Annotated in this window: 18 protein-coding genes; 13 read left to right on the top strand and 5 right to left on the bottom strand. The window is 35.9% G+C overall.

From position 1 onward, the window contains the following. The first annotated feature begins 210 nt into the window (after positions 1-210). The 7 genes from nirB (at position 211) to ACNC7R_RS18300 (ending at position 8,354) form a co-directional block, all read left to right on the top strand. On the top strand, positions 211-2,721 hold the full coding sequence (gene nirB, locus ACNC7R_RS18330; RefSeq protein ID WP_417942484.1) for a nitrite reductase large subunit NirB: 2,511 nt from the start codon (positions 211-213) through the stop codon (positions 2,719-2,721). Between the two features lie 127 nt (positions 2,722-2,848). Next, the gene (nirD, locus tag ACNC7R_RS18325; RefSeq protein ID WP_417942483.1) at positions 2,849-3,226 is read left to right on the top strand and encodes a nitrite reductase small subunit NirD; all 378 of its coding nucleotides are present in this window, start codon (positions 2,849-2,851) and stop codon (positions 3,224-3,226) included. A 35-nt stretch (positions 3,227-3,261) separates the two neighbouring features. Then, complete coding sequence (locus ACNC7R_RS18320) at positions 3,262-3,846, top strand: DUF4202 domain-containing protein (RefSeq protein ID WP_417942482.1); 585 nt, start codon at positions 3,262-3,264, stop codon at positions 3,844-3,846. Positions 3,847-3,910: 64 nt separating this feature from the next. Continuing rightward, positions 3,911-5,731, top strand: a complete 1,821-nt coding sequence (locus ACNC7R_RS18315; RefSeq protein WP_417942481.1) for an ATP-binding protein — start codon at positions 3,911-3,913, stop codon at positions 5,729-5,731. A 564-nt stretch (positions 5,732-6,295) separates the two neighbouring features. Further along, positions 6,296-7,456: a formate-dependent phosphoribosylglycinamide formyltransferase gene (purT, locus tag ACNC7R_RS18310; RefSeq protein WP_417942480.1), complete on the top strand. Its 1,161-nt coding sequence runs from the start codon at positions 6,296-6,298 to the stop codon at positions 7,454-7,456. Positions 7,457-7,458: 2 nt separating this feature from the next. Further along, on the top strand, positions 7,459-7,779 hold the full coding sequence (locus ACNC7R_RS18305) for a DUF6370 family protein (RefSeq protein WP_417942479.1): 321 nt from the start codon (positions 7,459-7,461) through the stop codon (positions 7,777-7,779). Further along, positions 7,779-8,354, top strand: coding sequence for a Crp/Fnr family transcriptional regulator (locus ACNC7R_RS18300; protein ID WP_417942477.1), 576 nt, complete (start codon positions 7,779-7,781; stop codon positions 8,352-8,354). Before ACNC7R_RS18305 ends, ACNC7R_RS18300 begins: the two co-directional genes overlap by 1 nt. A 146-nt stretch (positions 8,355-8,500) precedes the next feature. Here ACNC7R_RS18300 and ACNC7R_RS18295 read toward each other — a convergent pair whose 3' ends face one another. Continuing rightward, complete coding sequence (locus ACNC7R_RS18295) at positions 8,501-10,642, bottom strand: LamG-like jellyroll fold domain-containing protein (RefSeq protein ID WP_417942475.1); 2,142 nt, start codon at positions 10,640-10,642, stop codon at positions 8,501-8,503. A 14-nt stretch (positions 10,643-10,656) separates the two neighbouring features. Here ACNC7R_RS18295 and ACNC7R_RS18290 point away from each other — a divergent pair, with 14 nt between their 5' ends. The 5 genes from ACNC7R_RS18290 (at position 10,657) to ACNC7R_RS18270 (ending at position 15,565) form a co-directional block, all read left to right on the top strand. After that, entirely contained in the window at positions 10,657-12,780 is a 2,124-nt protein-coding gene (locus ACNC7R_RS18290) for a tetratricopeptide repeat-containing sensor histidine kinase (protein WP_417942473.1), read from the top strand. After that, a complete protein-coding gene (locus tag ACNC7R_RS18285) occupies positions 12,777-13,397 on the top strand; it encodes a response regulator (protein ID WP_417942471.1) in 621 nt (206 codons plus the stop codon). Before ACNC7R_RS18290 ends, ACNC7R_RS18285 begins: the two co-directional genes overlap by 4 nt. Positions 13,398-13,409: 12 nt before the next feature. After that, entirely contained in the window at positions 13,410-13,769 is a 360-nt protein-coding gene (locus ACNC7R_RS18280) for a hypothetical protein (protein WP_417942469.1), read from the top strand. 294 nt (positions 13,770-14,063) lie between these two features. Continuing rightward, positions 14,064-14,780, top strand: coding sequence for a pirin family protein (locus tag ACNC7R_RS18275; RefSeq protein WP_417942467.1), 717 nt, complete (start codon positions 14,064-14,066; stop codon positions 14,778-14,780). Positions 14,781-15,031: 251 nt separating this feature from the next. Then, a complete protein-coding gene (locus ACNC7R_RS18270) occupies positions 15,032-15,565 on the top strand; it encodes a YceI family protein (protein WP_417942465.1) in 534 nt (177 codons plus the stop codon). Between the two features lie 76 nt (positions 15,566-15,641). Here the strand turns inward: ACNC7R_RS18270 and fabD are convergent, their stop codons facing one another. Continuing rightward, the gene (gene fabD / locus ACNC7R_RS18265; RefSeq protein WP_417942463.1) at positions 15,642-16,517 is read right to left on the bottom strand and encodes an ACP S-malonyltransferase; all 876 of its coding nucleotides are present in this window, start codon (positions 16,515-16,517) and stop codon (positions 15,642-15,644) included. A 71-nt stretch (positions 16,518-16,588) separates the two neighbouring features. Beyond that, entirely contained in the window at positions 16,589-16,951 is a 363-nt protein-coding gene (locus tag ACNC7R_RS18260) for a DUF983 domain-containing protein (protein ID WP_417942461.1), read from the bottom strand. A 97-nt stretch (positions 16,952-17,048) separates the two neighbouring features. Here ACNC7R_RS18260 and ACNC7R_RS18255 point away from each other — a divergent pair, with 97 nt between their 5' ends. Further along, on the top strand, positions 17,049-17,912 hold the full coding sequence (locus ACNC7R_RS18255) for an AraC family transcriptional regulator (RefSeq protein ID WP_417942459.1): 864 nt from the start codon (positions 17,049-17,051) through the stop codon (positions 17,910-17,912). Positions 17,913-18,036: 124 nt separating this feature from the next. On the opposite strand, the gene ACNC7R_RS18250 is transcribed toward ACNC7R_RS18255, so the two are convergent. Continuing rightward, a complete protein-coding gene (locus ACNC7R_RS18250; RefSeq protein WP_417942458.1) occupies positions 18,037-19,470 on the bottom strand; it encodes a rubredoxin in 1,434 nt (477 codons plus the stop codon). A gap of 92 nt (positions 19,471-19,562) precedes the next feature. Then, entirely contained in the window at positions 19,563-23,081 is a 3,519-nt protein-coding gene (locus tag ACNC7R_RS18245) for a molybdopterin-dependent oxidoreductase (protein ID WP_417942457.1), read from the bottom strand. Positions 23,082-23,306: the final 225 nt, after the last annotated feature.

Below are 23,306 nucleotides of genomic sequence, written 5' to 3'. Positions count from 1 at the left end.
AATGGTAATGCCTTATCTCTCAAATTTAATAAAAATGGCACAGATAAAATAATTTATAAATCCATGTAAGCTGAAAAATTCGCTTACTCATATGAGATACGGGAAACTACGTATTTAGAAAAATTCTATTTAACAAAAAAATAAGTAAATAAGTATTTTAAATAAGTATTTATACTTATATTTGCGTAGTAATACTTAATTAAAGAAGTCATGATTAAAGTAATAGTAGTTGGAAACGGAATGGTGGGTTATAAATTCTGTGAAAAATTTATAGCAAAATCCGGACAGGAGAATTATCAGATTACCGTATTTGGGGAAGAACCCAGACGTGCTTACGATCGTGTTCACTTAAGTGAATACTTTGGAGGTAAGACGGCTGATGATTTGTCATTGTCAACAAGTGAATGGTATGCAGAAAATAATATTACTTTAAATACTTCTGAATTAGTTACTGATATTAACAGAGAAGAAAAAACAATTCATACGCATTTAGAAAAAACGCATAAGTATGATTACTTAGTTTTGGCGACAGGTTCTTCTGCTTTCGTACCTCCAATTGACGGAGTAGAAAAAGAAGGTGTTTTTGTTTACAGAACCATTGAGGATTTGGATGCAATTATGGCGTATGCCAAAAAAATAAAACAAGTAGGAGCTACTGAAGCTGCTGTTTTGGGTGGAGGTTTGTTAGGTCTTGAAGCTGCAAAAGCCGTTCGCGATTTGGGACTTAATCCGCATGTTGTAGAATTTGCGCCTCGTTTGATGCCCAGACAATTGGATAAAGGTGCTAGTGATATGCTACAGTCAAAAATTGAAGAATTGAATATTGGAATTCATCTTAACAAAGCAACACAATATATTGATGGAAAAGAATGTATAACGGGAATGATGTTTGCTGATGATGAATTGTTAAAAGTTGACATGTTGGTTATATCTGCCGGGATCAAACCGCGTGATGAGCTGGCCAGAGTTTCGGGACTTGAAGTTGGTTTGCGAGGCGGGGTTGTGGTAAACAATAAAATGCAAACATCAGATCCTTCTATTTATGCTATTGGTGAAGTAGCTTTATACAATCAAATGGTTTACGGACTAGTTGCTCCGGGTTATGAAATGGCCGATGTTGCTGCAGAGCAAATCTTAAATGGTTCTAAAACCATGAGAGAAACCATCGATATGTCGACACAATTGAAATTAATTGGTGTTGAAGTAGCGAGTTTTGGTGATCCTTTTATTGAAAATGACGAAGTAACTGCTATTATTTACGAAAATAAATTATCCGGAATTTATAAAAGAATCAATGTAACTAAAGATTCTAAAACTTTATTGGGCGGAATTTTAGTAGGGGATTCAAGTGATTATAATTCGCTTTTCCAGATTTATAACAATGGAATGGCCTTGCCTAAAAATCCGGAAGATTTGATTTTAGGATCAAGAGACGGTTCAGAAAGTTCAGCTGTGGGAGCAATGGATTTGCCTGATACTGCTGTAATTTGTTCTTGTGAAAATGTAACTAAAGGTGCCATCTGTTGCTCTATTTTAGATGAAACCTGCTCTAATCTTTCAGATGTGGTGAAATTGACCAAAGCAACTTCGGGTTGTGGAGGGTGTAAGCCAATGGTTTCTGATTTGGTAAAAGCAGTGCAGAAATCTATGGGTAAAGAAGTAAAAGATGTGATCTGCGAGCACTTTAGTTATACACGTCAGGAGTTGTTTGATTTGGTTAAAATCAATAAATACAATAATTTTTATGAGGTAATCGATCATCACGGAAAAGGTGATGGCTGTGAGGTTTGTAAGCCTGTAATTGCTTCTATTTTCTCCAGTATTTACAATGATACGGCTAATAAACATGTTACTACTCAGGATACGAATGACAGATTTTTGGCTAACATTCAAAGAAACGGTACTTATTCTGTAGTGCCAAGGGTTGCGGGTGGAGAAATTACTGCTGAGAAATTAATCGTAATTGGAGAAGTTGCCAAACAATTTGATTTATATACCAAAATAACCGGAGCCCAGCGTGTTGATTTGTTTGGTGCACATTTAGATGATCTTCCAAAAATCTGGAAAGTATTAATCGACAATGGATTTGAAAGCGGTCATGCTTATGGAAAATCGCTCAGAGCTGTAAAAAGCTGCGTAGGAAACGCATGGTGCCGTTACGGAATGGATGATAGTGCCGGATTTGCAATCGAATTGGAAAACAGATACAAGGGGATTCGTTCTCCGCATAAACTAAAAGGCGGTGTTTCAGCCTGTATCCGCGAATGTGCCGAGGCTCGAGGAAAAGATTTTGGTTTAATCGCAGTAGAAGGAGGCTGGAATTTATACATCTGCGGAAACGGTGGAGCTAATCCGAAACACGCTGTTTTACTGGCTGAACAAATTGACAAAGAAACAGTCATTAAATACATGGACCGCTTTTTAATGTACTATATCCGTACTGCCGGTCCGTTAATCAGAACATCAACCTGGCTTGAAAAACTGGACGGAGGTTTGGATTACTTAAAAGAAGTAATTATCGAAGACAGTTTAGGTATCTGCGAAACCTTAGAAGCTGAAATGCAGACTTTGGTGAATACATTCGAGTGTGAATGGAAACAGGCTATTGAGAATCCAAGATTGCTGAAACGTTTCAGTCATTTTGTGAACTCGCATGAAAAGGATGATAACATTGCTTTTGTACCGTTAAGGGATCAAAAAATGCCAAAAGCCTGGTCATAAATCAAGCCCTGATTTTAGAATAAGATATTAACGTTTGCTGTCCTCTTACCCTCTTTTTTACTGCGCCATCAAACTCTCTTGATTGTAAAAAGAGGGATAAGAATACAGATTATAAATACAGCCAAAAATGGAAGAAATTTTAAACCAATACGAAACAGTGCATCCAGGCGATGCCAAAATATGGTTCAAAGCGGGTAATGTAAGTGATTTTCCAACCAATCGTGGCGGTTGCATCAAATACAAAAACAAACAAATTGCCGTTTTTAATTTTGCGCGCCGTAATGAATGGTATGCGTGCCAAAATGCCTGTCCGCATAAAATGGAAATGGTGTTGTCAAGAGGAATAACAGGTTCTACGGAAGACATCCCTAAAATTGCCTGCCCCATGCACAAAAAAACGTTTTCATTGATTGATGGTTCCAACCTGAATGGGGACGATTTGAAAATTGCAACCTATCCCGTTAAAATTGTTGAAGACGAAGTGTTTGTTGGCTTTTTAGATTAATTATGTATATTTGAAAATATATTTTCAACAAAAAAATGAGTACACCTTTTCAGAAAGCAAGTCAGTGGATTGATGCCGAAAATGCTCAGGATCCAAACATAGAAACAGATCAGAATATTGAATATCCAAAAGAGCTTTTATACTCCAACAGGATGTATAAAAAACTGATGGAGTTTTGTCCTGAAGCTTCAGAAGAGGTTCAGATTGCTTCAAAAGCACAGCACATCTGCCGTTGGAAAGTGGCTCGTGAATCGTACCCAATGGATCGTGTAGGGTATCTGAGATGGAGAGAAGATCTGAAAAAGTTTCATGCCAAAACCACTGCTGAAATTCTCGAAAGAGCCGGATATGAACAAACTTTTATCGATCGTGTTTCTTTTTTGATCGAAAAGAAATTACTTAAAAAAGATGCCGAAACCCAATTACTCGAAGACGTAATTTGTCTGGTGTTTTTAGATTATTACTTAGAACCTTTTGTTGAAAAGCACGATGATGAAAAACTAAAAAATATCATCAAAAAAACCTGGGATAAAATGTCTGAAAAAGGACATCAGGAAGCTTTGAAAATCAACTACTCCGAAGAAAACTTAAATTTGATAAAAGCATCTTTGGGATTATAAGCTGGTTGTTATGAAATGAGCGAAAGTAAATTCCATTTTCCGCTATAAAATATAGTATCTTCAAATGAAAAAGGGCAATCAGGAAGGGGCAGAGAAAATTACATTCAAAAATTTACGTCGTTTGTATTTTTTTGCACTCTGGACTATTGCTATAACCATTATTTTAAGTCAGCTTTTAATTCAGTACAACTTAAAACAGCAGCTTAGCGATTCTAAAATCATCAATATTTCGGGAAAGCAAAGAATGCTGAGTCAAAGGATTACCAAAGAAATTTTAATTTTAAACTTTGTTTCTGATACTTCTCCCAATAAAGAAATTGCACATGTACGAAATGTTTTGTCCCTTTGGAAAAACAATCAGGCGGCATTAGAAAATGGCAGTGACAGCCTCGCTTTTCCGAAAGAAAAAAGTGAAGCATTATCAAAGTTATACGCCGAAATAAAACCGAGCTTCAGTATTATAGTTGAATCGGTTAATTTGTTTCTTTTAAATTTGGAACAAAAAAAGAACACTGCCGATAATCAAAAGCTGGTGCAGAAAATTCTAAAAAACGAAGGGATCTTTCTTTCGAAAATGAATGAAATTGTCACCCAATACGATAAAGAAGCACATGAAAAAGTAACGGAGCAGCGTACCACCGAATATTGGATTTTCGGATTTACGCTGCTTGTTTTGCTTTTAGAATTTTTATTCATCTTTAAACCTACAAACAAAAAAGTTGAAAAACTTATAGCTAAACTTTTATCTTCTGAAAAGAAGGCCTTAAAGCTGGCTTATGACACCGAAATCATCAGTGAAATAAAAGAAAATTCGGTAAAAGAGCTGAAATCGCTGAATTATGCGATGGAAAACACCCTTCTTTATTGCCGTATTGCACCCGACGGCTCGATCATTCACGTAGGTGAAAAATTTGCCAAACTTTTAAATTATACCAAATTTTCTTCGAATAAAACTTTTTCACAGATTTTAACGACTGATGAAAAAGAACAGCGCAATATAGACCGTATTATTTTTGAAAAACAAAGAAGCGGCTGGCAGGGCGAAATCAAAATTCACAATAGAGAAGATCAGACGATCTGGCTTGATTTATCTATGGTTCCGGTAATGATTAAAAAGGATGAGCTGGAACTTTTGATTGTGTGTTTCAATATTACCGAACGTAAAAAAGCACAACGCGAAGTAGAGCGTCTGAATATTGAAAACAGTACCGAAAAAATCAATCAGCAAAAGATTATTTCGAGCAAAATTGTCGAAAATCAGGAGAACGAACAAAATCGTATTGCCAAAGAAATTCATGACGGAATAGGGCAGATGCTGACCGGATTGAAATTTAGCCTGGAGAGTATTAACCTGGATGATAAAGAGAAATCTGCCCAGAAAATTGAATACCTGAAGAAACTTTCACTAGATATTATAAAAGGTGTCCGAACGGCAACTTTTAATTTGATGCCACCCGAATTAAGTGACCACGGAATCGTTTCTTCAATCGCAAAACTGACTCAGGAACTTTCAAAGTTGACAGGAAAAGAAATTCTTTTTTACAATAAAACCGATTTTGACCAGCGCTTAGATTCTTTGATTGAAATAAATATTTATCGTCTGACTCAGGAAGCAATTAATAATGCGATAAAATATGCAGAATCAACTCATATTATTGTGCAGCTTTCTCATAGCGAAACCCTGTTGAGTATTATAGTCGATGACAATGGTAAAGGTTTTGATATGGCGAGCGTAGACAAAAAACGAAACAGTGAATCCGGAATGGGACTTTTATTCATGAAAGAGAGAATTCAATACATCAATGGTCGTGTTTTCTTCAATTCTATTCCTGGCGAAGGAACAAGAGTTACTTTTAATATTCCGATTTCTAAATTAGAAAATTAGATAATTTTGAAATGTGTCAATTATAAAAATTAATTTTTTATTTTGGCGTGACCACAAGGGTCGGGCTATCCGTTGCAAGTCCTCGCACTTCCTTCGTCAGGCTGTGGGCTTTCCACTTCAAATAAATTCACTGAACTCCGATTAAAATAAAATTTAGTGAAGTAATCCCTCACGCAAACGGGTTAACGGGAATTTTTCGTTATTAACAACCATTATTCTCAATACAATTACTCGCAATCTTGTCATTTCGACCGAAGGGAGAAATCGCACGCGGAATTCCGTAAAGTAAATTCCAATCTTTGTCGAGTTTCTAGTGTGATTTCTCGTTCCTCGAAATGACAAACTTTGTGGTTACTTAACTAAAAATTCAATTTAAATCGACAAATCCGTCGAATCTGCAACTCGAGCGAAAGCGAACAAACGAAGTAAATCTGCGAGAAAACTCTTTAAGCTCCTTTTTAAATTAAAAACAAAACTTTGCATGCTTCGCGTAAATCTTAGCGAACTTTGCGGTTAAAAACATTTTTCCCTACTTTTACTTCTCCAACATTACAACACTCCAAAATGAAGATATTACTCCTCGGTTCAGGTGAATTAGGCAAAGAGTTTACCATTGCAGCACAACGAATCGGACAAAACATAATCGCTGTTGACAGTTACGAGAATGCACCGGCAATGCAGGTTGCCCATGGTTTTGAAGTTATCAATATGCTCGACGGCGAAGCCTTGGACCGAATCGTAGCCAAACACCAGCCGGACTTTATTGTACCCGAAATAGAAGCCATTCGCACCGAACGTTTTTACGATTACGAAAAACAAGGCATTACCGTTGTCCCTTCAGCGAAAGCGGCCAACTTTACCATGAACCGTAAAGCAATCCGTGATTTGGCAGCAAAAGAACTCGGATTGAAAACAGCCAAATACCAATACGCAACATCGGCAGCCGAACTTCAAAAGGCGGTTCACGAAGTTGGAATTCCGTGTGTGGTTAAGCCTTTGATGTCATCTTCCGGAAAAGGGCAATCGACAATCAAATCTGAAGGAGATATTTTAAAAGCCTGGGAATATGCCGTTGCTGGTTCACGCGGTGATGTCATTGAAGTGATTGTAGAAGCTTTTGTTGATTTCCATTCGGAGATTACACTTTTAACGATTACCCAAAATAATAATCCAACTTTATTTTGTGCGCCAATTGGACACAGACAAGAGAGAGGCGATTATCAGGAAAGCTGGCAGCCTGCTCTGGTTGCAGAAAAAGATTTGTACGAAGCTCAGGATATGGCAGAAAAAATTACCGAAGCGCTTGGCGGAGCCGGGCTTTTTGGTGTTGAATTTTTCCTGACGAACGAAGGTGTTTATTTCTCTGAGCTTTCTCCGCGTCCGCACGATACCGGAATGGTGACTTTAGCCGGAACGCAGAATTTCAACGAATTCGAATTGCATTTACGAGCGATTTTAAGTCTGCCAATTTTCGAAATTACTTTAGACAAAGCGGGGGCAAGCGCTGTAATTTTAGCCTCAGAAGATTCTGTAAATCCAACTTTTAGCGGAATCGAAAAAGTAGCCGCTTTACCTAAAACTGATTTCAGGATTTTTGGGAAACCAAGTTCAAGACCTTACCGCAGAATGGGAGTCGTTTTAAGTCATGATTCGCTTTCGACTCCAATCAATGAAGTAACAGAACGCGCCAAAGAAACGGCGAAATTAATAACTGTAAATTCTTAATTATGAAAAATATTTTATTAGCAACTTTCCTTTTCATTGGAATTGCTGTTCAGGCTCAGAGCAAAAAGAAATTTGATAAACCAACCATCTTCGAAGCTTCCTGCGGTGAATGTCAATTCGGGATGAAAGGTAAAAGCTGTGATTTAGCCGTTCGCATTAACGGAAAAACCTACTTTGTGGACGGAACAACGATTCACGATCACGGAGATGCCCATGCCGAAAAAGGTTTTTGCAATGCCATCAGTAAAGCTACTGTTACCGGAGAAATAGTGGGTGACAGGTTTAAAGCCACGTCTTTTAAACTAATAGAAGAAAAAAAATAATGGCATTGATTCTTGAAAATATTGCCAAACATGTTTCACTGACTCAGGAAGAACAGGAACTTTTTTTATCTAAATTAGAAACAAACACTTACAAAGCCAAAACGATTTTACTGAACGCCGGCGAGATCTGCAAACATTCGTATTTTGTAAATTCCGGTATTTTAAGAAGTTTCAATATCAACGATAATATTGTAGAACACGTACTTTCTTTTGCTTGTGAGGGCTGGTGGATGAGTGATATGTACAGTTATTTTTCGCAAAAACCGGGACAGCTTTTTATCGAAGTTCTGGAAGAAGCAGAAGTTGTTTCGTTATCCAAGGAAAATCAGGAACAGTTGTATCGTGAAATTCCGAAATTGGAGCGCTTTTTCAGGATTTTGATTGAGAATTCATTAGTTGCGAACCAACAGCGATTAATGGATAATTTGAGTTTACCTGCCGAAGAACGTTTTGAGAAATTCTGCGCCAAATACGGAACACTCGTTCATAAAGTGCCACAAAAACAAATCGCTTCTTTTATTGGTGTGACACCGGAATTTTTCAGTAAAATGAAAGCCAGGCTTTTGAAGAAGTAAGCTTTATATCATTGAATAAAATTGATTTCAGGGATTTTAAATTTCAATGTGGTCAAAAATAATTCATCCAACCGTTATTTATTGATTTTTATAAACAAAAAAGACTTCTTAAATGAAGAAGCCTCTTTTGTTTAACACTTTTCATGTTATTTTTTTATTAATTTTATGGTTTCAACTTGATTGTTATCATGAGTTATTTTCAATAAATAAATACCATTAGGAGAGCTATTCAAATTAAAATTGGTATTTCCTGTATTAATATTTTCCGATTTAATGATTTTTCCATTCAAATCATATACTACAATAGCGGCACGTGCGTCAGTATTTAAAGAGAATATGCCATTTGACGGGTTAGGATAGACCGCTGTTTTTGATGAAAATTCAAAATGATCGTTATTTAAATTAGTCGAACAGGTATTTCCTGTTGTCACAATACTGGTTGCAGTCCAGTTAGAGGTATTTCCTGTAAGTGTAAAACCATCTAATATTCCCGCGTTCGCATTGCTGCTGGCATCTGCGACTGTGGTTACTGTTGAATTGTTTCTATTATCAAGACCTTGGTTAAATTGGTAATACGCTAATAAATTAGTTTTTCCTGGCCCTAGTTCGCAATTCTTATTATTTTGAATTTCAGTTTGAGTCAAAGCTTTGTTCCAAACACGAACCTCATCCATTTGTCCCTTAAAAATTTCTCCATAGCCATTATATCCTAATATCATTGGTGCCACGCTTGTTGGCAAAGTATAATCGGATGGGGTTGGTGTGGTACCAACATTTACTCCATCAACATACAATGTTACAGAGTTCCCATCAAACACCATCGCTACATGTTGCCATGTGTTTGGTATAACTGTTCCTCCTGTAACTACGTAACTACCAAAACCAATGAAGCAATTAAATTCACCATTAACGGTACGTAAATCGAATTGAGTTGAAGATCCATTACCGTGATTGGAAACAATAGTTTCTACATTTGAATCTCTGGTTGTTTTGATCCATGCCTCAACGGTTAATTTATTGGTATCACTCAATGTTGTAGAAATAGTGGTGTCGCAGTTTACTTTGTCATCTATTCCATCAAAATCCAATGCCGATGCATTCAGGTTTACCTGAACAGCCGATCTTGAGCTTTCGCAACCTGAAACCGTCTGAGAAACATAATAAGTGCCGCCCGTTATTGGAGTTGAATTTGCCAAAGGTGTTCCTCCTGTAGGATCTGCATACCATTTCAAGTCGGTTCCTGTTGCTGTAAGATTGGCAACCGTAGCATCTCTATTAAAAGCTTGTGTACTAGTGGCTGTAGGTGCCGGAATTGTGTTTATCGTCACAACAACCGCTCTTCTTGGACTTTCGCAGCTACCAATAGTTTGCGAAACATAATAAGTTGTTCCTGCTGTCAATGCAGTTGTGGCAATCAATTCGTTTACTGATAGCAATGAAGAATACCATTTTATATTGATTCCTGTAGCCTTTAAATCAGCAACTTTAGCTGCCGTACAAAAAACTTGCGGACTTGTAACCGACAATTGTTCCGGACTCATTGTTCCTGTAACAAAACCCCCTGGCGAAACCCAGTTTGAATTAGACCCGCTTAAGGTAAATCCGTTTAATGTACCGGTATTATTATTTCCACTAGCATCTGTCAGGTTAGTAATTGCGGTATTATCTGCAGAGTCAATACCTTGGTTGCATTTGTAATAAGCTACTAATCCTACTTGGTCTGCAGAAAGTTCGCTGTTCATATTGTTTTGAATTTCACATTCAGGTAAAACTCTGTTCCAGATACGTACTTCGTCTAATTTACCTCCAAGTAAATTTGCAGTATCAAATGTACCAAGTCGTACAGCGCTTCCGCCAGTAAAAGGAGCTACAGAGGTATTGCTTGCTACTAAAACACCATTTTTATACATTTTCATTGTGGTGGTTGCAGCATCATAAGTCAAAGCAACGTGATACCATGTATTGGCTGCAATTGGAGTTGGGTCCTGCACTGCATTCCAGATTCCATTGTGTCCCGCCGACAATCTGTTTCCATAATTTGCAGAGGGATATAGTGCGTGTTGCCCATCTGAGCCACCCGAAATAAGATTGTTTTGGAGACCTAAATTTGACACATAAAACCAGGCTTCTTTTGTATATGTTGCAGGCATTATATCCCCCAGTTCCACATAATCATCGAAACCATCAAAAGACAATGCACTTGCTGAAACCTGCCCTCTCGAAAAACTTGTGGTCAGCACAATGGCAAAAAAAAGTATTTGATTTCTTAATAGAGTAATTTTTCTCATAGTTTTTCTTTAAAATGTTAGATTACAAAATTCCGGCAAATCCAAACGAATTCACGCAAGGGGAAACCCCTGAATTATTTATTTATAATTCAAATACTGATTCAAATAGATACATTTGTAAAAAAAACAATAAGGTTATGTCTAAAACCAATTATTTATTTCGTGCTTTTCTTATTGCATTTTTTTTGCTTGTTTTTTCTTGTCAGAAGAATGAAACGAATGAAGTTTTATTTCAAAAAGAAGTACCAGTAAAAGAAGATGCCACAAAAGCCTGGTTGCATAAAGTAGAGCATTACAAGAAGGACAAAAATTATTTATCGGTTTTTCACAACTATTACAACGACAAAATAAAAGAAAAAAAATATTTAGAAGCAGCCGAAGTTTTAGATTTCGCCTGTGTATATCTTGCAGATTCTTATGATTTTAATGATCAGTTTATGACTAAAGTCAGAGAATTTGACGCCAGATACAGACACAAAGTCCCTGAATTAAAAACCACTTTTGTGGATGCTTATCTGGCCAATTATTATTTCGACAAGTATAATTTAAAAAAGGCATGTGAGTACTTTAAAAAGATTACTACATTAGAACCTGACGACTATAATAGCTGTTACAATATTGCCAGAGCTTACTACGATTTGTCTTATATTTATTACATTATGGGCAAGCAAAATTTAAGTTTGCTTGCCAATCAGAAATCTTTTGAATATTTCAGCAAAATAGATAATCCAAAAGGTTTGGCTTTTGTCTATTCCAATTATGCTAATATATATACTGCTATTGGTGATAAAAAAAGAGCTATTCAAAATGCGGACAAAGCGATACAAGCTTATAAAAAAATAGATAATACTTATAATGTCTATATCGGTTTGATTAATAAAATTTCGATATATGAGTACTTAAAAGATAAACGCCAAAGACCCTTGATTGACTCTGTTTATCAGGCTTTTATTAGCAGCAAAGATGAAAGTAAAATATTAAAAATAAAAATATTTGACTTTAAGGCAGAAAATCTAATCTATGCCAACAAGTTGCCAGAAGCCAAAAAAATACTTACTGATTTAAAGCCTGTTGTTGAAGAAATAGATTCTGATGATTTAACTCAGGAATACAAATTAACATCTGCATTGTATGAGATAAAAAAGAATCCAAATTATTCCAATTTTGCAGATATAAAAAAAACATTACCCACTTTAATAAGCAATCAGCAATATGAAAAAGTCAATATGCTTTATGGAGTATTACAAAACAGTGCGATTCAAAATAAAGATTATAAAACTGCTTTAGCCTATGAAGCACAAAAGAAAATTATTGCAGATAGTATAGGAAGCATAATTACCAGGGTAAAAACAGTAGAACTTGAAAAAAAATATCAAACTGAAAAAAAAGCACAGGAATTAAAAATAAAAGAACAGACCATAACAAACAAAAATACAACAATTGCACTTTTATGTGCCAGCTTGATAGGGATATTGCTTATAAACTTTGCATTTAACCTGAAACAAAAACAAAAAAAATTAAAACTCGAAAAAGAAAATACGCAGTTATACACCAAACAACTCCTCGAAAAAACAGAAGAAGAGCGCAAACGTATTGCAAGCGACCTGCATGACAGTGTAAGTCACGAACTGCTGAGTTTAAAAAACTCCTTCGAAGAAAAAACAGAAATTACCAGTCAGAAAATTGATGCTATTATTAATGATATCCGAAGTATCAGCAGGAATTTACACCCTATCATGTTTGATAAAATAGGATTAAAAGAAAGCATCAATCAAATGGTAGAACGGGCAGAATCTGTTAATAATTTCATGGTTACAGCCGAGATTGATTATGACAGTGTTTTGTCTTCTTCCGATGAATTACAAATTTACCGTATTGTGCAGGAAGCACTTTCCAATATCATAAAATATGCTGATGCAATTGCTGCTAAAATTTCTATAACTGAAAACGAAAACAGTATTATCATTGAAATTAAAGACAATGGAAAAGGATTTAATGTAGAAGAAACTTTAAACAGTAAATCTTCATTTGGCCTGCATAATATTATAGAACGAAGCAGGGCTATTGGCGGACAAGCTAATATTATATCAAATACTAACGGCACAATAATTACCATCGATATAAAGAAAGCTCAATGAGAATATTAATTGCAGATGACCATCCTTTTACCCTCTTGGGTACAAAAAGCTTTGTGGAATCTTATGGTTACAGAGTAGAAGATACCTGCTCTAACGGAATTTCGGCATTAAATTTAATTAAGTTACACTTGCCGGATATTGCTATTCTTGATATCAACATGCCGGGGTTGGATGGCCTTGATGTGGCCAAAGCAATACAGGAAAGTAAACTGAGAACCAAAATCATTTTACTGACCATGCATAAAGAGATGACTATATATAAAAAGGCGAAAGAATACGGAATTTATGGTTATATTCTAAAAGAACATGCTCAAACCGAATTAGAAAAATGTCTTCAGGAAGTAAAAAAAGGACATGAATATATCAGTGCTTTTTTGAAAGATGATTTAATAACAGATACTCCCAATGATAACAATGAACTGGCACATCTGACATTATCTGAAAGGAAAATTATTGAACTGATTACGCAGCAAAAAACTACAAAACAAATTGCCGACTTATTATTTTTATCCGAAAAAACAGTTGAAGGCCACCGAAGTAAAATAATCGATAAATTAGGCTTGCCTAAAGAAAAAAATGCATTACTGATTTGGGCCATGCAAAATAGTAAAAAGTAGACGTCTAAAATCATGAAATCTTCCATTTTAATAATTACTTTCTTTTTTATCAATTTTGGCAATCAGGAAAACAATAAACTTAGAGGCAGTTATTATTGCATTGTAGAAAAGGAATATTATCACATTAAGAAGAAAAAAATTACTTTCAACGACAGTACTTACGCTTTCGATAACAAGTTTATACCTAAAGGTGAAATATCTTACAAAAGCATAATTGTACTAGATAGCTTTATCAATCCTGATTTAATCGTAAGTATTTTTAAAAATCAAATAACAAAAGATACTATTCAATTTTCCATTCATAATAGGAAAGATGGAGGCAACTATCTTGACATAGCTTCGGCACGAGGAAAATTTATAAAAATAAAATGATGCTGTTTTAATCTTATAAGATCTGGAAATTATCTCTTTTTGAAGGTTCCTAATACTTCTGAAAATAAAGATTTCTAATGCAGCCCTGATAGCAGCGGCATCCTGTTGTTGCGGTCCCGATAGCTATCGGGAGCAGTAATAGATATGAGCAGGAATAAAGATGTTTTGAAAACTAAAATTATTGCTCCTAAAACCCCATAATTTAACCTTAAAACCGTTCTTAATCTACATTAAGTGCTTTTCATCCATGACGGTCGTATCTTTGTACTATAAAAATAACAAATACACAAAATCATGGAAAATATAGTATTGCACAAAGCAGAAACAAGAGGAAATGCAAATCACGGATGGTTGAACGCTTACCACAGCTTTAGTTTTGCAAGCTGGTACAATCCGGACAGAATTCAGTTTGGAGCACTTCGTGTTTTGAACGATGACACGATTGCAGGCGGAATGGGATTTGGAACACATCCACATGATAATATGGAAATCATCACTATTCCGCTAGAAGGAGATTTGGCTCACAAAGACAGTATGGGAAATACCGAAGTAATCAAAAATGGTGATATCCAGGTCATGAGTGCCGGAACCGGAATCCAGCATAGTGAGTTTAACCCAAATGCTGATCAGCAGACTAAATTGTTGCAAATCTGGTTGTTTCCAAACAAAAGAAATGTTACGCCGCGTTACCAGCAAATTACGTTGAATGTTGCAGACAGGCACAATAAACTGGCTCAGGTTTTGTCTCCAAATGCAGAGGATGAAGGAGTTTGGATTCATCAGGATGCTTGGTTCAACATGGGGAATTTTGACTCAGGAATTGAAACAGAATACAAAATTAAAAAAGAAGGAAACGGAGTGTATGCTTTTATCTTAAAAGGAAACGTAACCATAAACGGTCAGGAATTAAATACCCGTGATGCGGTTGGGATTTCAGGAACCGATACTTTAAGCATTAAGGCCAACACAGATGCTGAATTTTTATTGATGGACATTCCGATGAACTATTAATACAGTAACAAAAAAATAATGCCTGTACGCTGAAACGATAATTAATCTGTACATCAGATTGTTATCGTTTTTTTTGTTCGCTTTCTTGAAAAACTAAAAAAGAAAGGTTAACTTTATGAATAGGCTTAGTTATGGTTGGTACAATCAAATAAGATTATATTTTCGTTCTTAATCTAGGTTAAGTGCTTTAGACTTACTGTCACCGTACCTTTGTCTTATCAAAATGAAATTAATATTTAAAAAATAAAATTATGGCAACTACAAAATGGTCAATTGACCCAACTCACTCAGAAATTGGTTTTAAGGTTAAACATATGATGTTTACGAATGTTTCAGGAAAATTTTTAACTTACGATGCCACCATCACTACAGAAGGAGATGATTTCGAAAATGCAGCTATCGAATTTTCTGCTGATATTGCTTCCATTGATACTGCAAATACAGACAGAGACAATCACTTAAAGAGCGGAGACTTTTTTGATGCTGAAAATCATCCGAAACTGACTTTCAAAGCTTCATCATTCAAAAAAATCAATGAGGAGAAATATGAAATTACAGGGGATTTAAACATCAGAGGGGTTGCAAAAACAGTAAGTTTTCCGGTTGAATACAGCGGTATCCTGACTGATCCATGGGGAAATACAAAAGTGGCTTTAAGTATCGAAGGAAAAATAAACCGTAAAGACTGGGGTCTAAACTGGAACTCTGCTCTTGAAACCGGAGGTGTTTTGGTTGGTGAAGAAGTGAAACTGAATATTGAATTGCAGTTTGCTAAACAGGCTTAATTACAATCTAAATAAAAAGAGAAACCCTTCATGTAATTCATGGAGGGTTTCTCTTTTTTAATATTTTAAAAGCTAATTAAGCATTCGCCGTAGCAGCTTCTTTGTCAATTTTATTGATTAAACCTGCCAAAACTTTTCCAGGTCCAACTTCTGTAAACAAAGTAGCGCCGTCAGCGATCATTTGCTGTACAGACTGTGTCCACTTAACAGGAGCTGTCAACTGAATAATTAAGTTCTTTTTAATTTCGACTGCATCAGAAACCGCATTTGCAGTTACGTTTTGGTATACCGGACAAATAGGAGTAGAGAATGATGTTGCTTCAATAGCTGCTGCTAGTTCTTCTCTTGCAGGTTCCATCATCGGGGAGTGAAATGCACCTCCAACAGGTAAAATCAAAGCACGTTTTGCTCCGGTAGCTTTCATCGCTTCGCACGCTTTTTCAACTGCTGAAGTTTCTCCTGAAATTACTAATTGCCCCGGGCAGTTATAATTTGCCGCAACCACAACTCCGTCAATAGAAGCACAAACTTCTTCTACAATATTATCGGCAAGTCCTAAAACTGCTGCCATTGTAGATGGTGTTATTTCGCAGGCTTTTTGCATCGCCAAAGCACGTTGTGAAACTAATTTCAATCCGTCTTCAAAAGATAAAGTTCCATTAGCAACCAAAGCTGAAAATTCTCCTAAAGAATGTCCTGCCACCATTTCAGGTTTGAAATCATCTCCTAAAGTTTTGGCTAAAATAACCGAATGTAAAAATACAGCCGGCTGTGTTACTTTTGTTTCTTTTAGTTCTTCGGCAGTGCCTTCAAACATAATATCTGTAATTCTGAAACCTAAAATTTCATTGGCTTTTTCGAACAATTCTTTTGCTAATGGTGATGTTTCATATAAGTCTTTGCCCATTCCTGTAAATTGTGCGCCCTGACCCGGAAATACGTATGCTTTCATTTGTCTAATTTATTTTTGTTTTTTTTTGAAATTGAAATTAGTTTCAATTGAAAGGCAAAAATAGCATTTTTTTAGCTCGTATAATCCTTAAAAATATAAATCCACGCTAATCTTGAGAATCGGAGATTGAAAGAAGTCAACAGGATGATGACAACAGCAATTATCGGAATAATTCTTAAATCGAATGTGTTTTCAAAGAAAAACTGCGCTATACAATATGTTGCAATTCCCTGAGCTACTGTCAGACCATAATTTACATACATGGCACCAAAGAAAAACCCGGGTTCTTTTTGAAATTTATAGTTACAGTGACTGCAGCTTTCATTCATTTTCGGGAAGCCAAAATTCAGGAAAATATTTTTGTCCTTAAAAACTTTTCCTTTATGACAATGTGGACATTCGTTGCTTAAAATATGAGTTAATGCACTAGACATGATATTGTTGTTTTATATTTATACAAAGGTAAATCAGATTCTTTCAAAACCTTTTTTATATCTTCGCTACTTATAGCACAATAAAGACATTTTTACAGTGAAAAAATATCCGGTTTATAGTGTAGAAAATTTTAGCTGCAACGATATTCATCGTGAATTTTATGTGAATACCTTTAGAGAGCATTTTAAAAGCCACAGTTTTGTTGAAGAACCGCATCGGCATGATTCGTATCTGATGGTTTTTTTTACAGATGGTTCGGGGATACATGAAATCGATTTTGACCGTTTTGAAATTAAGAAAGGCAGTTTATTTGTGCTGCAGCCAGGACAAATGCACCATTGGAGCCTGTCTGAAGATATTGAAGGCTTTGTGATTATATTTTCCCAGGAACTTTACAATTTATATTTCGGAAAGAAAAACATCAACGATTACAACTTTTATCATTCGATTCACAATCGTCCGGAAATACTTTTTGAAGCATCTGAAATTTCTAAAATTTTGCCTTATTTCAATCTTTTAATTGAAGAAAACAGTCTGCATAATAATTTCCAACTGGATAAAATGCTGAATTTACTAGATTGCATTCATATTGAAATTTCACGGAAGTATAGTGAAACTTATTCACATCAGGCACATTCCTACAACATAAAAATAAGCGCATTTGAAAAGCTTTTGGAACAGCATTTTAAAGAAGAAAAATCACCTTCTTTTTATGCGGATAAATTAAATATTACCCTGAAACACCTTAGCCGGATTTGTAATGAAATTTTACAAAAGACAGCTACCGAAGTGATTATGGATCGTGTAATTCTGGAAATCAAAAGAATGCTGACCGATAAACAACTGGCTGTCAACGAAGTTGCATCGGCTATTGGCTATGATGATTACTCTTATTTTTCAAGGGTTTTTAAAAAACATACAGGAGTTTCTCCAACGGCTTTTCGGGATTTAAAAATTTAAACCATATAAGTGATATAAGTTTATTTAAGTTTGGTTTATAATCTGTTTTTACGAGCATTTCGACTTCGCTCAATGTAAAAAAGAGCTTAAATTTTTTTATATCACTTATATGGTTCAAAAAAAATTAAATGGTTACAGCTTCCAAAATCCTGAAATTGCTTTTTGGTGCTTCACATAAGGAGCAGCAATAGGTTTCGGCTAAATCCGTAAATAAAATGCCTTTTGGAATGTTTTGACTTTCATCTCCGTACTCCGGATTGTAAAGTGAAAGGCATTCCTGGCATTGGTAGATATCCAATTGTGGTTTTTCTTTTTTCTGATTCTTTTCGGTTGTTTCCGGAGTTGAATTCCCTAGTTCTTCAAAGTATTTTCGGCTTAGTTCAATCAAAATGGTCGGCAGTTCCAGCTTGTCAATATCCTGAGAGTGCACAATGTATTCTCTTGTATTTGGGTCGAAATTCTTTGCAAATAAAACATTGTAAGTATCACGTATTTTAATCGACTCCAGATCTTTAGGTAATTCATTTTTTTCGATTACAATCGAAGTGAAATAATGACCATCACGGTTGTATTCAGATATTCCGAAGTTTAATCCGTAGGTACTGATATCAAACTGATCCAGTGTTCGGACCAAAAAGGTTTTAAGGTTCAGTGCCCATTCCATTGCTACCGGCAAATGCCAGTTGAGTTCTAAAAGTGAATGACGGACATTGATTCCTTTTTTTCCTAAAAACTTTTCCCATTCCAGTTTTCGTTCTTTTGGAATTCCTTTTATGATAAAGGATTTCCATGGCGTGATACATATTTTACCGATTTTGCAGTCAAAACACAAATCGCACATTTCTTTCAGGAAATCCAAATCGTAAAGATTGTTTCTCCAGTACAAACCAAGCCAGTACTGATCGATGCCCATTCGGTTCATGCCTTCGTAATACGGAAAAGGGTAAAAAGGAACATTCAACGGTTTGTCAATTGTTCTGTTATTGGTGTCCAAAGCTTCGGTAACCAGACTAAAAATTAAGTCGATTCCGCAGGATTCTTCGGTAGTAACAATACGTTCAATTTCGTAGTAAAATGTTGCAATATCCCAGCTGTAAATTAACACCGGATATACTTCCATTCGATTCCATTTCGGCAAACGGATATATAAAAACCAGTAATCTTCATGCTCTGAAGCAATAAAATTAAGGTGGCCGGTAAACAACGGAACCAGCTGTTGCTTAGGGTCGTTGATGTTTACTTTAAGCTTGGGCTGGTCTTTAAACTGCTCTAAAATATATAAAAACTTATTACCTGTAAGCCAGTTGGTATTTCTGAAAATATCTGTAGAAACATAAGATGAAACGATGTTATTTCCGCTTTTTTCATCGGGAAAAACAAAATGATGTTTCCCCATTTTTTCTTTTTCCAAAGCTTTAAAACCTTTTGGAAAAATAATATCCTGTCTTGAGCCAAATGAAATCGAATCTAAACCCTGATCTGCAGCCATATTGACCACTTCTCTAAGTTCTCCCGGCGAAATAACGCCTCCTTTTACTATTAATCTCGTTAATTCCATATCTTTAATTTTGTTTCAAGTTTCAAGTTTTTTTAGTTTCAGGTTTTATTTCGTTCCAACAACCTGAAACGTGAAACCTGAAACAAAAGAAACTAAACCTTACATTTTGCTAAAATCTCTTTAACTTCTGTTTTACAGCTTCCGCATCCTAATCCGGCTCCGGTATTTTTACATAAATCCGTAAAATTATTTACGCCTCCCTTAATTGTTTCTTCGATGTTTCCGGCTCCCACCTGACTGCAGGAGCAAACTAATTTTCCGAGGACAGGTTTGGCATTTGAACTTCCTCTAAGCAATAAATTTCGTTTCTCAGACAATTCGGTTTTGCTTTCAATCATGGTTTTGAATTCGGCAAACTCGTTTTTGTCGCCCATTAAAATCGCACCTACCAATAAGTCATTTTTGACGATACACTTTTTGTAATAACGCTGTTTCAGATCTGAGAAAACAATTTCTTCATACGAATCATCGTTTTCCGGAATTTCAACCTGACCAATGCTGCACAAATTAATATCTTCCAGTTTCAGAATATTCATTAGTACAGAACCTTTGTAGTAACTACTAATGTCTCCCGCCAGAAAGTTAGCCAGAATATCGGCCTGCTCTTCAGCTGCAGATGTGATTCCGAATAACTGATTGTTGAATTCGGCTATTTCTCCAATCGCATAAATATCCGGATTTGATGATTGTAAATACTGATTTACTTTTACACCGCGACCACATGAAAGTCCCGTTTCTCTTGCAATTTCGATATTCGGAATGGTTCCAATCGTATATACAATAGCATTTGCAGTAAGGATACGTCCACTTTTCAGTGCTATTTCAAGTTCGTTATCGTTATCCGTTTCAAAAACAGTACTCACTTCATTATCAAAATAAATCTGGATATCACGAAGTTGGACTTCCTCTGCTAATAGTTTGCTTGAAACACGATCCAGCTGACGTTCCATCAAACGTGAAGCCCTTTGAATTATGGTGATTTTTACTTTTTTATGTTTTAATGCAGCAGCTAATTCTAGTCCTAACAAACCACCGCCAACAATCACTACATGTTGTTCCTCAGGAGGCAGATTTGTATCGTCAAGGTGTTTTTTTAAACGATCGGCATCTTCTTTTCGCCTCACGGTAAAACGTCCCGGCAAATGTAATTGCGCATTTTCTGGTATAAAAGGACGGCTTCCGGTAGCCAGAATTAATGAATCATAAAAATGTCTGTTTCCATTACTATCGATTATGTTTTTTTCGGCAGCATTAATTTTACCAACTGCTACACCGGCGTTCATGGTAATTTTCAGTTTATTTAATGCTTCACCGTCTTTCACCTTTAATAATTGCTCCCAGCTGAATTCTCCGGTCATATATTCCGGAAGCAATACACGATTGTAAAACGGATTGAGTTCATTAGAAAAAACAATGATTTCATCTGTAGAATTGAATTCGCGATAATTTTGTATGAAACGGAAAGCCGCGGCACCCGCTCCCACAATGGCAATTTTCTGAAAAGGTTTTACATATTTGGTAATGGCAACCGTAGTGAATTTAAAATCAGGTTCTTTCGAAACCGGGTCAATTAATGTATTGGTTAGGTTATTCGTTCTGTTCAGATCATTTTCAAGCTGTTTCCCCCAGTGCATCGGGAGGAAAACGACTTTTTCTTTAATTGAATCTGTCACTTTTGCTTTTACACGAACTTCTCCGTTTTTACTGGTTACTGTTACGATATCGCCGTCTTTAATGTCTGATTTAAAAGCATCAATTGGGTTTATTTCAAGCACAGGACTTGGTGTATGCGTCATCAAACGTGATACTTTTCCCGTTTTTGTCATGGTATGCCATTGGTCGCGAACCCTTCCTGTAGTAAGGATAAAAGGGAATTGAGGTGTTGGCAGTTCTGACGTATTTTCAATAGAAGCGGGTAAATTAAAAATCGCTTTTTGAGACGGCGTGTAGAATTTTTTATCCGTAAAAAGGCGGGGTGTTCCAGGGTGTCCGTAATCCGGAACCGGCCATTGAAAAGTACCTTCAGTTTTTAACCGGTTATAATTTAAGAATGAAATATCAATGTTGGTGTTTTTGGTCAGTGCGCAATGCTCTTTATAGACTTCTTCAGCATTATTAAAATTGAAGCCATTAAAGTTCATCTTTTTAGCAAAACGAATTAAAATTTCAATATCAGGAAGTGCCTCACCCGGAGCATTTATTCCTTTTGGTAAATAGGAAATACGGCGTTCAGAGTTGGTCATTGTGCCGTCTTTTTCCAGCCAGCCAGCTGCGGGTAATAACAAATCGGCATACTTTGCCGTATCTGCATTATGCGAAATATCCTGAACGACAACAAATTTCGCATTTTGCAGTGCTTTTTCAACGCGACGGGAGTCAGGCAAACTTACTAACGGATTGGTGCAGATGATCCAAACGGCTTTCATTTTGCCTGATTCCAGTGCTTCAAACATTTCTGTTGCAGTTAAGCCGGGTTTATCAGATATCGAGTCAACACCCCAAAAATCAGCCACTTCTTTTCTGTGTTCCGGATTTGCAATGTCTTTGTGGGCTGCGAGTAAAGTCGCCATTCCGCCGACTTCTCTTCCGCCCATTGCATTCGGTTGTCCTGTTAGTGAAAAAGGTCCTGAACCCGGTTTACCAACCTGACCCGTTAAAAGAGATAAATTCAGTAAAGCCGTATTTTTATCAACCCCAACAACACTTTGATTTAATCCCATTGCCCATAACGAAATAAACCCTTTTGCTTTTCCGATGGTATCAGCAGCCAGCTTAATATCGTTAACTGAAATCCCGCATAGTTTTGAGGCTTTTTCCAATGAAGTTCCTAAAACTAAATCTTTATATTGTTTAAAATTTTCAGCATGATTCTTAACAAAATCGTGATCAACGTATCCTTTTTCGATGATGCGTTTTGCCATCGCATGATATAAAATAATATCGGAACCCGGAAGAATCTGCAAATGCAAATCGGCAAAAGCGGCAGTATCCGTCCTTCTTGGATCTACTACAATGATTTTTACTTTTGGATTATTTTCTTTGTGTTTTTCCAGTCTTCTAAACAAAATAGGATGACACCATGCAGGATTTGCCCCTGTAATTAAAAAGGTATCGGCCAGTTCAATATCGTCGTAAGCAATGGGCACAGAATCCTCACCAAATGTTTTTTTATACCCAACGACGGCGGAACTCATACAAAGCCTGGAATTGGTATCGATATTATTAGTCTTTAAAAAACCTTTTACTAATTTATTTACTAAATAATATTCTTCGGTTAAACACTGTCCTGAAATATAGAAACCAACACTATCAGGTCCGTGTTTTTTTATGATAGAAGAAAAAACAGCTGCAGCACGATCAATAGCAGTATCCCAGCTTACACGCTCTAAAGGATACGATTTGTTTCCTCGCATTTGAGGATATAAAATCCTGTCTGAAGTATCATTAACTACATAATGTAGGTTTCTTCCTTTCGAGCAAAGCATACCTTTGTTTACAGGATGGTCTTTGTCTCCTTCAACCATTACACCATTTTTCGGATCGTTTGTAACGATAATTCCGCAGCCAACGCCACAATAGGAACAAGTAGTTTTGATTTTTGTGTTTTGCATCCGGTTATTTTTAAATACTACAATTATGATCTCTTAATAAGATTTAGTGTAAAGCACTTATTTAAAGTGATACAAAAATAAGTATTTTTACGTATTAATACTTATTTTGTCAATTTATTTTTCTATTTTTGAATCAAGTACTAATAATGATGAGTAATTAGTTAACTAGTGATGTACTAAAGGCCTTTAGTCTGAGATTAAAGAATGAAACTGAATAAATTGAAG

Origin of the sequence: Flavobacterium adiutor (genome assembly GCF_048282555.1) — a bacterium.
Classification (GTDB): Bacteria; Bacteroidota; Bacteroidia; order Flavobacteriales; family Flavobacteriaceae; genus Flavobacterium.
Note: the sequence above shows the minus strand (reverse complement) of the source record. Positions and strands in the feature narration are given on the sequence as shown.